This window comes from Paenibacillus flagellatus (assembly GCF_003217775.1).
Classification (GTDB): Bacteria; Bacillota; Bacilli; order Paenibacillales; family NBRC-103111; genus Paenibacillus_AB; species Paenibacillus_AB flagellatus.
Genome location: NZ_QJVJ01000002.1, coordinates 74,402 through 89,543 on the forward strand (window position 1 = coordinate 74,402; position 15,142 = coordinate 89,543).

General features: G+C 65.0%; 9 protein-coding genes. All 9 read left to right on the plus strand.

What is annotated here, in order from left to right:
- Positions 1 to 15: 15 nt before the first annotated feature.
- Genes DLM86_RS04085 through DLM86_RS04125 form a run of 9 tightly spaced genes read left to right on the plus strand, consistent with a single transcriptional unit; the run spans position 16 to position 15,142 of the window.
- Entirely contained in the window at positions 16 to 1,149 is a 1,134-nt protein-coding gene (locus DLM86_RS04085; RefSeq protein ID WP_110838706.1) for an ABC transporter ATP-binding protein, read from the plus strand.
- The gene (locus tag DLM86_RS04090) at positions 1,143 to 4,109 is read left to right on the plus strand and encodes an extracellular solute-binding protein (protein ID WP_110838707.1); all 2,967 of its coding nucleotides are present in this window, start codon (positions 1,143 to 1,145) and stop codon (positions 4,107 to 4,109) included. The genes DLM86_RS04085 and DLM86_RS04090 overlap by 7 nt, the downstream gene beginning before the upstream one ends.
- A 1-nt stretch (position 4,110) precedes the next feature.
- Positions 4,111 to 5,046: a carbohydrate ABC transporter permease gene (locus DLM86_RS04095; RefSeq protein WP_110838708.1), complete on the plus strand. Its 936-nt coding sequence runs from the start codon at positions 4,111 to 4,113 to the stop codon at positions 5,044 to 5,046.
- Positions 5,043 to 5,969, plus strand: coding sequence for a carbohydrate ABC transporter permease (locus DLM86_RS04100; protein WP_245954346.1), 927 nt, complete (start codon positions 5,043 to 5,045; stop codon positions 5,967 to 5,969). The genes DLM86_RS04095 and DLM86_RS04100 overlap by 4 nt, the downstream gene beginning before the upstream one ends.
- Before the next feature lie 17 nt (positions 5,970 to 5,986).
- The gene (locus DLM86_RS04105) at positions 5,987 to 8,083 is read left to right on the plus strand and encodes a YIP1 family protein (RefSeq protein WP_158289314.1); all 2,097 of its coding nucleotides are present in this window, start codon (positions 5,987 to 5,989) and stop codon (positions 8,081 to 8,083) included.
- Positions 8,076 to 10,358 carry a DUF5696 domain-containing protein gene (locus DLM86_RS04110; RefSeq protein WP_110838710.1) on the plus strand — a complete coding sequence of 761 codons (2,283 nt, stop codon included), beginning with the start codon at positions 8,076 to 8,078 and terminating at the stop codon, positions 10,356 to 10,358. The genes DLM86_RS04105 and DLM86_RS04110 overlap by 8 nt, the downstream gene beginning before the upstream one ends.
- Entirely contained in the window at positions 10,355 to 11,293 is a 939-nt protein-coding gene (locus DLM86_RS04115) for a carbohydrate ABC transporter permease (RefSeq protein WP_110838711.1), read from the plus strand. The genes DLM86_RS04110 and DLM86_RS04115 overlap by 4 nt, the downstream gene beginning before the upstream one ends.
- Positions 11,290 to 12,261: a carbohydrate ABC transporter permease gene (locus DLM86_RS04120; RefSeq protein ID WP_158289315.1), complete on the plus strand. Its 972-nt coding sequence runs from the start codon at positions 11,290 to 11,292 to the stop codon at positions 12,259 to 12,261. The genes DLM86_RS04115 and DLM86_RS04120 overlap by 4 nt, the downstream gene beginning before the upstream one ends.
- Positions 12,262 to 12,316: 55 nt before the next feature.
- Positions 12,317 to 15,142 (plus strand): fibronectin type III domain-containing protein, encoded by a 2,826-nt coding sequence (locus DLM86_RS04125; protein WP_110838713.1) that lies wholly within the window; start codon positions 12,317 to 12,319, stop codon positions 15,140 to 15,142.

Below are 15,142 nucleotides of genomic sequence, written 5' to 3' on the forward strand. Positions count from 1 at the left end.
GAGGATGTGAACGCCGTGGGAAGCGTATCGTTTCGACATGTCCGCAAAAAGTACCCGTCCGAACGGCGGTATTCCGTGGACGATTTCCATCTGGACGTATCGGACGGGGAGTTTCTCGTGCTGGTCGGGCCTTCCGGCTGCGGCAAATCGACGCTGCTGCGCATGCTGGCCGGGCTGGAGGACATCACGGAGGGCGAGATGTACATCGGCGGGCGAATGATCAACTACGTCCCGCCGAAAGACCGCAATATCGCGATGGTGTTTCAAAATTACGCGCTCTACCCGCATATGTCGGTATACGAAAATATCGCCTTCGGCCTGCGCCTGCGAAAGGTGGCGAAGCACGAGCTGCACGAGCGGGTATCGCGCGCCGCCAAAGTGCTGGAGATCGAAAACCATTTGCCGAAGCTGCCGGGACGGCTGTCCGGCGGTCAGCGGCAGCGCGTCGCCTTGGGGAGGGCGATCGTCCGGGAGCCGGACGTCTTCCTGATGGATGAGCCGCTCTCCAATCTCGACGCGAAGCTGAGGGTGCAGATGCGCGAGGAAATTACGAGGCTGCACCGGAAGCTGCAGTCGACGTTCCTGTACGTCACGCACGATCAGATCGAGGCGATGACGATGGGGACGCGCATCGTCATCATGCGGGACGGCGTCATCCAGCAGGTGGGGACGCCGCGCGACATATACGCGTCGCCGCGCAACATGTTCGTCGGCGGCTTTATCGGCACGCCGCCGATGAATTTCGTCCACGGCCGCATCCGCAGCGAAGGGGATACGCTTTATTTCGAGACGAAGCGGTACGCTTTGGCGCTGCCGGCCGACAAACGGAAGCGGCTGCTCGAAGGCGGGTACGGCCGGAGAGCCGTCGTGATGGGCGTGCGCGCGGAGAAGGCGGAATGCCGTCCCGGCCGGGGCTCCGGCGCCGGGCCGGCGGGGGGCGGGGACGGCCGGGAGTTCCCGTGCCGGATCGACCGGATCGAATTCATGGGCTCGGACGCTTACGCGCACGTGTCCAACGAGGAGCACCGGCTCGTCGTCCGGGTCGATCCGCTGGGCTTTGCAGGCATCGAAGGCGATCCGGCGACGGTGCGTATTCCGACGGAGGACGTCCACCTGTTCGATCCGGAGACGGAGGAGCTTCTATGCTGACGGCGGGCAAGCCGCGTCTCGCGCTCGTCCTCGCCGCGGCGCTGTTGCTGCCGGCGGCTCTGACCGCTTCCGCCGCCGACGGCAAGGAGCCGCCGTCCCGCCCCGCTCCGGCATCCGCCGCCCTCGCGGCCGGGGAGCCGAGGGCGCTTGTCCCGTACGCCCGTTCGCCGGGAGGCGCCGACGGGCGGTTCGCCCCTTTCGATCCGGCCGACCCCGCGGCCGTCGTCGTCACGGGACCGGCCTACGCGGCCGCCTCCGATCCGGCGGCCGTGACGGTCGCCGACGGGGCGCTGCATTGGAGCGGCGCGGACGGCAGTTGGGTCGAGTGGACCGTTCAAGCGCCGGCCGACGGCTTGTACCGGATCGGTCTCGTCTTCGACGCCGCGGACGACCGCGAGGACGGGATCGGCATCGGCCTTCAGGTGAACGGCCGGTATCCGTTTCGCGAAGCGGAGCATGTGACGTTCAAGCGGGAGTTCGTTCATGAGACGTTCCCGCCGAAGCGGGACGGCTTCGGCAACGACGTCCGCCCCCGGTCGGTCGAGGCGGAGGGCTGGAAGGAGCAGTACGCCGCGGACTATGGCGCGGATCCGCTTCCGCTCCGCTGGGAGCTGAAGAAGGGCGCGAATGCCGTCCGGCTGACCGGCCGCGGCCAGCCGATCGCCATTCGGGACGTTCGGCTGCTGCCCGCCGCACATACGGAGAAACCGGAGACGGCCGGCGACGGCGCCGCCGTCGGGGCCGGGTCGGACGGGGCGGGCGGCTGGTACCGGCTGTACGAGGCCGAGGCGATTCGCCGCAAGTCGGACGCCTCGATCCAGCTGCAGACGGCCGACAACGCGAAGGCGACGCCGCCGACGGACGGGCTCGTCCGATACAATGCGATCGGCGGCGAGCAGTTCCGGCGCAGCGGCGAGTGGGTGGAATGGGAGTTCGAGGTGCCGGAGAGCGGCGAATACGAAATCGGCTTCAAGTTTATGCAGAGCTATATCAACAACGTCTACGTGTACCGTTCCGTATGGATCGACGGGCGGATGACGGAGCCGTCTCTCGGACGCCAGCGGTTTCCGTACGGCACGGCATGGCAGACGAAGCGGCTGGAGCGCGAGGACGGAAGCCCGCTGCGCGTTCCGCTCGCCAAGGGCAAGCATACGCTGCGGCTGACGACGGCGGCCTACCCGGTGACGCCGATCCGCGAAGGGATCGAAGCGGGCATCCGGCAAATCGCCGATCTCGAATTCGCGGTGCGCAAAGTGACGGGCAACTTCGAGAAATTTTCGTCGGGGGGCGGCAATGCGGACGCGAACCGGGATTGGGATCTCGAAGCGTACATTCCCGATCTGCGGACCCGGCTGACCGAACTGGCCGACCGGATGCTCGAGCTGGCGGGGCAAATGAAAACGGTTACGTCGGGAGGGACGTCCGACGTCGAGCTGGCGCTCCGTTCGGCGGCCCGCGAGCTGGACGGGATGGCCGACCGTCCGGCGGACATCCCGAACGAGATGAACCGGTTCGCGTCGATGCAAAAAAACTTGTCGCAATGGCTGTACCGGCTGACCGACCAATCGCTTGCGCTCGACAGCTTCTGGGTGGCGGAGCCGGGAGCCGGGCTTCCGCGCCTGCTGCCGAACGGGCTGGAGACGGCGGCCTATGCGGTCCGCTCGTTCTTCCGCACGTTTACGATCGATTACGACTTCCGCAAGGACGATCCGGACGCCATCGACGTCTGGGTCAACCGCAACCGCGATTACGCGTCGCTGATCGGACGCCTGGCCGAGGAGACGTTCACCCCGGCGACGGGAATCGCCGTGAACGTCAACATCGTGCCCGACCCGCAGCTGTTCGTGCTTGGCAACGCCGCGGGCATCCGCCCCGACGTCGCGCTCGGCGTCGACCAGGCGATGCCGGTCGATTTCGCCTCGCGGGGCGCGCTGCTCGACCTGTCGCAATTTCCCGATTATCCGGAGACGGCGGGGGCGTTCCATCCCGGAGCGCTGCGGGCGTTCCATTACAAGGGGGGCGATTACGCCCTGCCGGAGGTGCAGAGCTTCCAAGTGCTGGCGTACCGGACGGACATCCTGAAGGGACTCGGGCTGTCGCCGCCGGATACGTGGGAAGAGCTGTACCGGATGCTCCCGAATTTGCAGCAGAACGGCTACGACTTTTATTTGAACCCGAAAGATTACCAGACGTTCCTGTACCAGAACGGAGCCGAGCTTTACGCGCCGGACGGGATGAGCTCCGCGCTCGATACGGAGGAGGCGTACGCGGGATTCCGCCAGTGGACCGAAATGTTCACGCTGTACCAGCTTCCCCGGGAGGTGCCCAGCTTCTTCACCCATTTCCGGCAGGGCGGCATCCCGATCGGGGTCATCGATTTCAACACGTACTTGCAGCTCCAGTTCGCGGCGCCGGAAATCGCCGGGAAATGGGCGATCGCTCCGATTCCGGGGACGAAGCGCGCGGACGGAACGGTGGCGAGATGGTCGGGGGGCGGGATGCAAGCCGCCGTCGCGTTCGGCAAGACGGAGAAGAAGGCGGAGGCGTGGGCGTTTTTGAAATGGTGGGCGTCGGCCTCGACCCAGGAACGGTTCGGACGGGAGGTGGAGGCGCTGTTCGGTCCGGAATACCGCTGGAATACGGCGAACCGCGAGGCGTTCGGCGGGCTGCCGTGGCCGGCGGAGCACCGGAAGACGATCGAGGAGCAGATGAGATGGTTCAAGGAAGCGCCGCAGGTGCCGGGAGGCTATTTTACCGCAAGGCAGATGGATTTCGCGTGGAACGGCGTCGTGATCAACCGCCGCAATATCCGGGAGTCGCTGGAGAAAGCGGTGCTCGACATCAACCGGGAGATGGTCCGGAAGCAGACGGAATTCGGCTTGCGGGACCGGCTGGGCGGCGTGAAGGAGCGGCTGGACGTTCCGTCCGTCCGGGAGCCGCCGCGGGACGGGGGGCGATGAGATGAAGACGATAGGTGGGTGGATCGGCGTTCTGTGGAGGCATCGCACGTCATACCTGTTCGTCGGACCGTTCTTGCTCTTGTTCGCGCTGTTTATATTCGTTCCCGTCGCCGTAGCGGTTGGACTCTCGTTTTTTTCGTACGATGCGATTTCGTCCCCGCGGTTCATCGGCTTCGACAACTTCGTCTCGCTGCTGACCCGGGACTGGATTTTTCTGCAATACGCCGTCCCGAATACGTTTCGGTTCGCCCTGATCGTCGGACCGGGCGGGTACATGCTGTCGTTCGCGCTCGCTTGGCTGATCAACCAGCTTCCCGCTTCCGTCCGCGATTATTTCACGCTGGCGATGTACGCGCCGTCGCTGGCGGCCGGCGTCGCGTTCTCCGTCGTCTGGCCGGTTCTCTTCAGCGGGGATCGCATCGGGTACTTGAACCGGCTGCTGCTGGAGACGGGGCTGATCGACAAGCCGGTGCTGTGGCTGCAAAACCCGGACACCTTCATGGGCGTCATGGTGGCGGTTTCGCTCTGGTCGAGCATGGGCGTCGGGTTTCTCGCGATGCTGGCCGGGCTGCAAACGGTCAACAAGGAGCTTTACGACGCCGGAGCGATCGACGGCATCGCGAACCGGCTCCAAGAAATTTTTTACATCACGATTCCGGCGATCCGGCCGCAAATGCTATTCGGCGCGGTCATGGCCGTCGTCGGCACGCTGAAGTCCGGCATGATCGGCTCGATTCTCGCGCAGTCGGCGTCGGGCTCCCCGATTACGCCGCAGTATGCGGGACATCTGTTCCTGAACCATATCGACGATTTCGCGATGATCCGCTACGAGATGGGGTATGCCGCGGCGCTTTCGGTCGTGCTGCTCGGGATTATGTACGCCGCCAACAAGCTGGCCTTCGGCTTGTTCGGCAACGGGAGGGACGACGGACGATGAGCAACCTGCGCATGACTGCGGGTCCGGAAGGGCGGACCCGTTATCCCGCCGGACGGGGAAGAGCGATTGCGCTCGCCTGGAGACGGTCGGATGCGTTTCAGAAAACCGCCTTCGCTCTGCTCGCGCTGCTGGCGGCGTTTATGCTGCTGCCGATCGTGTTCGTCTTCAGCCATGCGTTCAAGCCGATCAACGAGCTGTTTTTGTACCCGCCGCGATTTTGGGTGATGGAGCCGACGATCGTCAATTTCCAAAACTTGCTGCTGCGGACCCAGTCGCTCACGATCCCGTTCACGCGCTACCTGTTCAACAGCGTGCTGACGACCGCTCTGACGGTGGCGTTCACGATTCTGGTCAGCTCGATGGCGGCGTACGCGTTTTCGAAGCACCGCTTCCCCGGCTCGAAGCCGATTTTCGCGATCATCATTTTATCGCTCATGTTCGCGCCGGAGGCGGTCGCCATTCCGCGTTATTTGGTCATCGCCCGTATCGGCATCATGGACACGTATTTCGCTCACGTCGTGCCGCTTCTGGCGGCGCCGGTCAGCGTCTTCCTGATGAAGCAGTTCGTCGACCAGCTGCCCGACGAGCTGCTGGAGGCGGCGCGGATGGACGGAGCGGGGGATTGGACCGCCTTCTTCCGGCTCGTCCTGCCGATCTGTCTGCCCGCCGTCGCCACGGTCGGCATCCTGACGTTCCAGGCTTCGTGGAACCAGATGGAAACGTCCAGCCTGTATACCCAGACGGAGTCGATGAAGACGCTGCCGTATTACGTGACGACGTTGACCAACGGCATCGCGAACAACGTGGTGGGGCAAGGAATCGCGGCCGCGGCGACGCTGCTCGTCTTCGTGCCGAACCTGATCATCTTCCTGGCGTTCCAGCGGAAGGTGATCGCCACGATGGCGCACTCGGGAATCAAATGACGGATGGGAGAATGGGCATGAAGCGTTATATGCGGAAACTCGTGCTGGGGCTGCTGCTGGCGTCGTCGGTAGGGGCGGCGCTCCCGTCCGCGGCGGAGGCGTCGCTGCCCTACGCGACGTACACCGCCGATCCGACGGGCCGCTACGTCCCGACGCCCCACGGCTATGTGCCTTCCCGCGTCATCGACGGCTTGCGGCAGCCGGAGCATCTGTTCATGACGGCGGACGACCAGCTGTACGTGGCGGACACCGGGAACGACCGGATCGTCCATATGGACCGCGAAGGCCGGATCGTGAAGACCGTCCCGCGGACCGACGGGGGCCGGGAGCCGAACGACAACGAGAGGCTGCGCCGCCCGGAAGGCGTATTCGTCGCGGAGGACGGCACGTTGTACGTGGCCGACACGGGCGGCGGCCGGATCGCCGTGTTCGATGCGTCCGGCCGCTGGATTCGCGACTACCGCAGGCCGGAGTCGTCCTATGTGCCGGCCAACTACTTGTTCGTCCCGTCGAAGGTGGCGCTCGATCGCCGGGGGTACGTGTACGTCGCCAACAAGGGCGGCTATCAAGGGCTGCTGCAGCTGGCGCCCGACGGCGAATTCGCCGGGTTTTACGGAGCGAACAAAGTGCCGTACGATCCGATCGAACGGCTGAAGCGCAAATATTATACGGCCGAGCAGCTCGCCGAGGAGCAGAAAAAGCTGCCGGGCGCGATCACGAATATGGCCGTCGACCGGCGGGGATTCCTGTATACCGTCAACCGGGGGTTGAAGAAAGGGCAGCTGAAGCGGCTCAATTCCGGAGGAACCGATCTGCTCGGCGACGCGGACTTCGCGCCGCCGTGGCGCAAAGGAACGGTGCCGTTCTCCTTTCAGGCCGTCACGGTCGGCGACGGGGGGATCGCGACCGCGATCGAATCGGACGGCGGACGCATTTACCAATACGACGGCGAGGGCAAGCTGCTGTTCGTCTTCGGCGGCGCGTACGGCAACGACTCGCGCTTCGGGCTGTTCAAGCGGACGACCGGCGTGGCCGTCGATTCGCGAGGGGACGTCTACGTCAGCGACGGCGAGCTCGGGCTGATCCAAGTGTTCCGGCGAACCGAATTCGGCTCGCTCGTCCATCGGGCGGCGCAATGGAGCGGCGACGGAAAGCATGAGGAGGCGTACGGCGTTTGGACGGACATTTTGCGCCACGACGGCACGTTCGACCGCGCCTATCAAGGCATGGCGAAGGCGGAGCTGAAGCGGGGGCAGTACGCGGAGGCGATGGAGCATTTCCGCATGGCCATGGATCGGGAGGGCTATTCCGAATCGTTCTGGCAGGTGCGGCTCGATACGGCTACCCGGTATTTCGCGCCAGTCGTCTTGTCCGCCGCCGGGCTGCTCGTCGCGGCCGGCCTCGGTACGCGGTTGCTGCGCCGTCGTCGTCGCGGAAGGGCGGGGCCGTCCGGCAAGCGGGCGCAGGCGGTATGGACCGATCCCGCCGCGCCTTCCTGGCGGTACGCGTGGCGGATGACGGTTCGGGTCGTCCGGCATCCGCTCGACGGCATGTACGATATCGCCCAATCGTCCGCCATCCCGATCCCGTACGCCGTGCTGCTCGTCGCGCTCGGATTGGCGGTCAAGCTCGCGGGTTTGGCGGCGACCGGCTTCTTGTTCGCCGACGAGCCGTTCCGGGACGTCAGTCTCGCGACCGAAGCGCTCTCGTCCTTCTTGCTCTGGTTCGGGTGGGTGGTCGCCAACTACATGATCGGGTCGATCATGAAGGGCGAAGGAACGTTCCGGCGCGTATTCGTCGCGAACGCGTACGTGCTGGTGCCTTATATCGTCTGCACGCTGCCGCTGCGCCTGCTCTCGAACGCGCTGACGCTGCAGGAGCAGGGGATCTACGCCGCGCTGCTCGCCGCGGTCGCCGTCTGGACGCTGCTGCTGTTCTTCGTCGCCTCGCTGAATGTGCACAATTACAACTTGAAGGAAGGGATCGGCATGAACGCCGTATCGCTCTTCGCGCTGGCCTGCTTCGGCCTGTTCGGCTTCGTCGTCGTCGGACTTCTCGCCCAGGCCGCCGATTTCTTCATCGAGCTCGGACGGGAGTTGATCGAACGTGTTTAACGGATGGCTGCGCCGGAAGGCCGGCACGATGATCGCGCTCGTTGCGGCGGGACTGCTGGCGGCTTACGTGTACGTTTCCCGGGAGCAGGCCGCGGCCTACGAAGGGCCGTACGACGCCGCACGGGCCAAGGCGTTCTTCGACGCGGCGGTATGGGAAAGCGGCGCCCCCGGCTCCGAGACGATGACGACCGGCGGGCGCACGTTCGCCAAGGCGGCCGGCAACGGGTCGTTCAGCCTGTGGCTGGAGCCGGCGACGGGGCGAATCGCGCTTCGCGACGAAAGGAGCGGCGGCGCCACCCTGTTCGGCAACCCCGGCGACGATGCGCTTGCGTCCGAGACGGTCAAAGGACAGTGGAGAAGCCACCTGTCGTCGCCGCTTCTGTTCCGCTACTTGGCCGAGAACGACACGAAGGAGACGCAGGGCAACCTGGTCGACCGGCCCGCGAGGACGGATTGGCGGCCGATCCCGAACGGCGTCGGCGTCCGGTACGCCGTCGACGAGCTCGGCTTCCAGTTCTACGTCGAGTATGCGCTTCACGCCGACGGGCTGTCCGTGCGCATCCCCGAGAACGGCTTGCTGGAGACGAAGGCGAACAAGCTCGTCTCCGTGGAGCCGCTCCCGTTTTTCGGCGCGGCGCAAGGGTCGGCGGAAGGCTACTTGCTCGTGCCGGACGGCCCCGGAGGGCTCATCTCCTTCGGCGCCCGCCGTCCGGAACGGGTCACGCCCTACGACCGGCCGGTCTACGGCCCCGACCGCGCGGTGCCGCAGCCGGGCGGGGAAAGCGCCCGGTCCCCGGTCGACTATCCCGTGTTCGGCATCAACCGGGGAGACGGCGGCTTCCTCGCCGTCATCGACCGCGGCGCCTTCCGGGCGAACGTATACGCGTCGCCGGCCGGCGTGCATACGAGCTTTCATGCGGCCGGCGCGAAGTTCGCCGTGCGCCGGGCGTACGACAAGCCCGCGGGGCTGAACAAGAAACGGACCGCCTACGACGCGTCCATCGTTTCCTCGGAAATGGGCGTGCATTATACCGTATTGCCGGAAGGGCGGGCCGACTACGTGGCGATGGCGAAAGCGTACCGCAGCTATATATCGGAGGAGTACGGGCTTGCGCCGATGCGGGAGGCGTCCGGCAAGCCGCCGCTGTACCTCGATGCGGTGCTGGCCGCCTCCGAGACGGCGCGGTTCGGGACGAAGACGGTGGCGGCGACGACGACCGGCCGGGTGAGGGAGATGGTCGCGGCCCTTGCGGACCGGGGCGTCGAACGGCTCGAGGTCGGCCTGATCGGCTGGAACGCCGGCGGCTATCCCGGCAAGCTGCCGAACCGGCTTCCGGCGGAGCCGGCCGTCGGCGGGGAGCGGGGGCTGCGCGAGCTGCTGGCGACGGCCGAGCCCGGCCGGGTCGGCTATTATCTCGTCGACACGCTCCGCCTCGCCACGAATCGGTGGGGCAGCGGCTTCCGGATGAAGGACGCGGTGCGGACGCTCGACCGGCGCATTTTGCCGATCCGGCGGGAGGACGAGCTGGCGAAGCGGCCGCCGACGTATTATCTCGTTCGCCCGCAAGCGATGGAGGCCGCGCTGGAAAAGGCGCTGCCGGCTTACGAGCGGCTCGGCGCGTCCGGCGTCGGCTACGTGGAGATGAGCCGGGCGGACGGGGACTACGGCCGCGCGGAGCCGTCGACACGGGAGCGGACGGCGCAATCGCTAAGGCGCGCGTTCGAGCGGACGGCGGCCGAGGTCGGCCGGGTGACGCTGTACGGCAGCCCGGCCTTCGCGCTCGGCCGCGTATCCCACCTGGCCGAGTTTCCGGTCGAGTCGAACCACGATTTCGTCGTCGACGAGACGGTCCCCTTTTACCCGATCGCCCTGCACGGGCTGGTCAGCTATTCGGCGGAGCCGGGCAATACGAGCGGGGACCGCGTCAATGCGTTTTTGCGGGCGATCGAATACGGGGCGTTGCCGCATTTCATCGTGACGGACGAAAACCCGAGGCTGCTGAAGGAGACGGAATTCGCCTTCTTGTACAGCTCGCGCTTCGACGATTTGAAGGAGCGGATCGCGGAGGAATACCGGGCTTTCGCCGAGGTCGGGGACGGGGTATGGGGCCAAGCGATCGCGGGGCACCGCCGGCTGGCCGAGGGCGTGTACGAAACCGTCTACGAGCGCGGGCGGACCGTCTGGGTCAATTACAACGAGCGGCCGTTCGAGATGGAAGGCCGGCGGGTGGAGCCGCGCTCGTACAAAGTGGTGAAGGAGGGAGGCGCGTCGTGAATCCGGAGTCGAATGCGGAAACCGTACGCCCGTGGACTTGGAAGGAGCACGAGCGGGAGCAAAGGCGGCTGCGCCGCCGGACGGCGATGACGGGCCTTCTCTTCCTTATGCCGTGGCTCGTCGGAACGGCGGCGTTCATGGCCTACCCGCTCGCCTACTCGCTGTACCTGAGCTTCCATACGGTCGGCGTCAAGCCGGACGGCTCCGGCTTGAAGTACGATTTCGCGGGCTGGGACAATTACAAATACGCTTTTTTGCGGGACAACGTGTTTCCCGAGCAAATGTTTCTTTACGTTCGCGAAGCGCTGCTCGTCATTCCGCTGACGGTGCTGTTCGCGCTGCTCGTCTCCGTCATGCTCAACCGCCGGTTTTACGGCAGACTGTTTTTTCGGACGATCTTTTTTTTGCCCGTCATTTTCGCTTCGGGCAACGTGCTGACGGAGCTGTTCGCGCAAGGGCAGGGGAGCCTGCCGTTCGCCGGCCAGCTCGACGTGGCGGAGGCGCTGAACCGGTCGCTTCCCGCGGCGATCGCCGCCCCACTCGCCAGCGTGCTGTCCCGGTTCGTCATTTTGCTGTGGTTTTCCGGGGTGCAGGTCATCCTGTTTCTCGCCGGCTTCCAGACGATCCCCGCTTCGGCGTACGAAGCGGCGCGAATCGACGGAGCGACGCCGTGGGAATCGTTCTGGCGCATTACGTTTCCGTCGATCGTTCCGTTCATTGGGCTGAACCTGATTTATACCGTCGTCGACCAATCCACGAACCCGTTCAATCCGATCATGACCCACATTTTGTCCAACGTAAACAACCCGAAGACGGGGTACGGGTATGCAAGCGCATTGGGCTGGTTGTACTGCGGCTTCATCATGGCGCTGATCGCCGTTTTGCTCCGAATGGCGGTCAAATGGAACGGAAAGAGGGAGGTGAAAAGGACATGATGGCGGCGAAGAAACGCAATCGGGCGCGCCCGTGGGCCGGATACGGTACGGAACGCGCGAAATCGCTGCTGCTCGGACGCCGGGCCGGCGACGGGCTGCTCGTCCAAACGGCGGTGTTTATCCTGCTCCTATCGATAGCGGTCATGTACTTGTCTCCGCTGTTCTACATGCTGTCCACGTCGCTGAAGGATGTCGGGCAGCTGCTCGACCCGACGATCCGCTGGTTTCCGCGGACGTTCGTCACGGACAATTACGGAAGCGCGATCGCCGGGTTGAAGTACGGCAAAGCGGTGCTCCATACGGGGCTGACGGCGGGGATCGCCGCCTCGCTGCAGGTCGTCTCCTGCGCGCTGGCCGGCTACGCGTTCGCGCGGCTCGCCGTTCCGTTCAAGCGCGTTTTGTTCGCGGTCGTGCTGCTGACGTTTCTCGTGCCGGTGCAGACGCTGGCAATCCCGCTGTTCGTGCTGTATTCGAAGCTCGGCTGGCTGAACACGCCGCTGCCGTTTCTCGTGCCCGCCGTCTTCGCGCAAGGGATCAAGGGCGCCTTGTTCATCGTCATTTTCCGCCAGTTTTTCGCGACGCTGCCGAAGGAGATGGAGGAATCGGCGAAGCTCGACGGGGCGGGCGCCCTGCGCACGTATGCGCGAATCATGCTGCCGCTGGCGAAGCCGGCGATGCTCGTCGTGTTCCTGTTTTCGTTCGTCTGGCATTGGAACGCGTATTTCGAGCCCGCCCTGTTTTTGAAAAACCAGGATTTTTTGGCTTTGGCGACACAGCTGGGCCGAATGCAGTCGAATTTGAACGAGCTGGCGGGGACGCCGGCCGGGCTGGCGACGGGGACGTTCGATCTGAACGAGCCGATCAAGATGGCCGGAGCGGTGCTGGTCGTCCTCCCCCCGCTTCTCCTGTACATGTTGGCCCAGAAGCATTTCGTGCAAGGGATCGAACGGACGGGACTCGTCGAATAAAGCCGGATGAATCGTGCTCAACCTGTCCGAAACCTAACGATGGAGGGTGAAGACGATGAGAGGGAACGCAAGGGGCCGGCTCGGAGCCGGCGTGAGACGGCTTGCGGCGGCGGCGGTTGCCGTCCTGCTGTGGACGGCGGTATCGGGAGAAAGCGAGGCGGCGGCGACGAACACGATGACGTATTTGGACAACGGGACGATCCGGTTGGGCGTGGACGTGACGTGGGGAGGCAGCATTTCGTATTTGGCCGAATCGGGAGGCGGCGGCAATCTGGTCAACCGCCACGACGCGGGAAGGCTGATTCAGCAGTCGTATTACGGAGCCGGGCTGTACGCCGGCTGCCGGTGGGGGGCGAATCCGGTGCAGGGGGGCGACATCCGCAACAACCCGAGCGGCATTTTGTCGTATTTCAACGACAACTCGACGGTATACGTCAAGTCGCGTCCGTTGGACTGGTGTCTGTCCGACGTCCCCGCCAACGCCTACATGGAGAACTGGTACACGCTGGAGGGGAACGCGGTGAAGGTCGTGAACCGGTTCCACAATTTCGATCCCGGCTTCGGCACTATTCGCGATCAGGAGCTGCCGGCGATTTTTACGCTGGAAAGCTTGAGCTCCTACACGCGGTACTCGGGCGGCGCTCCGTTCACCGGCGACACCGTGACGACGAGCACGCCGGGGTTCCCGAACGAAACCCACTACCAGTCGGAGGCGTGGGGAACTCACCTGGACGCGACCGGCAAAGGAATCGGCTGGTACACGCCCAACGTCCACTACAGCACCAACTACGTCTATACCGGGGCGGGCACGGGAGGCGAGTACGGGGACAAAGTTTCGTATACGGCGCCCGTGTACCGGTACGTCGTGCTGCCGGACGAAACGTATCAATACGAGTATTACCTGGTGGTCGGCACGGCGGCCGAGACGCGCCAGCTGGCGGTGGCGAAGCAAGTTCGGACGGCATCGGCGTGGGACTTCTCCGCCGACGGCGACCGGGAAGGCTGGTCGCTGACCGCGGCCGTCGACGGCACCGGGCCGACCGGCGGCGTCTGGCGGTTGACGCCGCCGGCCCAGACGGCGTTCTCGATCGTCTCCCCGCCCGTGACGATACCCGCTTCGCAGCATCTGCTGGAGATTAAGCTGGACAACGACACGGGCGCGACCTCGCTCGAGCTTTCGTGGCAGCGCTCCGGCTACCAGGAGCCGAACCGGACGCAGCACAGCGGCTCCGCCGCGATTCCGATCCAGAGCAACGGCGTCATGACGACGTACACGTACGATTTGTCGACCGAGCCCGACTGGGCCGGGCTGATCCAAAGCTTGAAGCTGACCGTGAACGGCAACGCGGCCTCGCGCTTCGATATCGATTCGATCCGTATCGTCGGCGGAGGCGGGTCCGCGCCCGTCGTGACGAACCGCGTCGCGACAGCGATGAGTCCCGAGCTTGCGCGCATTGCGTTCGATACGGACGTCGGGGCTACGGCGACCGTGGAATACGGTCCCACGACCGCTTACGGGATGCATACGCCGGACAACATCAATCTGCAGACCGGTCATACGGTGTATTTGTCCGGTCTGACGCCCGGTGAGACGATTCATTACCGGATCCGCACCCGCGACCGCGACGGCAACGAGACGATTACCCCGGACGGAACGCTGACGATGCCGAACGTTCCGCTCTATGCGAAGCAGTGGAATTTCGATACGAACGGCGACAACGAAGGCTGGATTCCGCAGCGACAGCTGTCCGGAAGCTCCGTATCCGGCGGCGTCCTCGCGCTCGTATCCTCCGGCAGCGAGCCGAAAGCGTTGTCGCCGAACTCGCTCGGGGTGAGCGCCGCCGATTACCGTTACGTCAAAATCCGGCTCAAAAACGGCACCGCGGGCACAACGGGGACGCTTTACTTTCAAACGGATGCGGATTCGGCCTGGAGCGCGCAAAAGTCCGTGTCGTTCGAGATGGCGCCGAATGCGGAAGGGTTCGCCGAGTATACGGTGGACATGGGAGCCAATCCGGCTTGGCAGGGGACGATCAAGCGGCTCCGCTACGATCCGGCCGCGGCGCCCGGGACGGTTTCGGTCGATTACATCCGGATCGGACGAATCGGCGCGACGGATACGATTCCGCCGGCCAGGGTTACCGATCTGGCGGTAACCGGCTCGACCGGGTCGTCGGTCGCCTTGTCGTGGACGGCGAAGAAGGACGGTCCGGGCAGCGGCGCGGCCGCATTTTACGACATCCGGTACTCGACGTCCCCGATTACGGACGGCAACTGGGCTTCCGCGACGCAAGCGCAGGGCGAGCCTTCGCCGGGGCCGGCGGGCACGGTGCAATCGTACCAAGTGACGGGACTGAGCCCCGGTGTCCTGTACTACTTCGCGCTTCGTTCGGTTGATGCGGGCGGGAACGTTTCGGCGCTGTCGAATGCGGCCTCGTGGGCGAGCCCCGGGAATGCCGTCCGCGACTGGGCGTTCGATACGGACGGCGACTTCGAAGGGTGGATCATGCACAATCATTTGTCCGGCAGCACGGTTTCGGGCGGGGCGCTGCACCTCGTCTCGAGCGGGAACGATCCCTACATGCTGTCGCCGGACTCGTTGGGCGTGACGGCGGCGGTTTACGACAAGGTGCGCATCCGGCTGAAAAACAATACGGCCGCGACGACCGCCCAGCTGTTCTTCATCACCGACGCGGACGGCGTCTGGAATGCGGCGAAGTCGGTCACATTCACGATTACGCCGAACGATGCGTTCTACAAGGAATATACGGTGGGCATGAGCGCCAACCCGCTATGGACCGGCACGGTGCGGCAGCTGCGCTTCGACCCGTTCGGGGTGACCGGCACGATGGACGTCGATTCGCTGCAGCTGACCGACTAA

Bases quoted from the DNA above. Each gene is read 5' to 3' on its own strand.
- DLM86_RS04125 (WP_110838713.1), top strand. From the start codon at position 12,317: ATGAGAGGGAACGCAAGGGGCCGGCTCGGAGCCGGCGTGAGACGGCTT.
- DLM86_RS04090 (WP_110838707.1), top strand. From the start codon at position 1,143: ATGCTGACGGCGGGCAAGCCGCGTCTCGCGCTCGTCCTCGCCGCGGCG.
- DLM86_RS04095 (WP_110838708.1), top strand. From the start codon at position 4,111: ATGAAGACGATAGGTGGGTGGATCGGCGTTCTGTGGAGGCATCGCACG.
- DLM86_RS04120 (WP_158289315.1), top strand. From the start codon at position 11,290: ATGATGGCGGCGAAGAAACGCAATCGGGCGCGCCCGTGGGCCGGATAC.
- DLM86_RS04100 (WP_245954346.1), top strand. From the start codon at position 5,043: ATGAGCAACCTGCGCATGACTGCGGGTCCGGAAGGGCGGACCCGTTAT.
- DLM86_RS04105 (WP_158289314.1), top strand. From the start codon at position 5,987: ATGAAGCGTTATATGCGGAAACTCGTGCTGGGGCTGCTGCTGGCGTCG.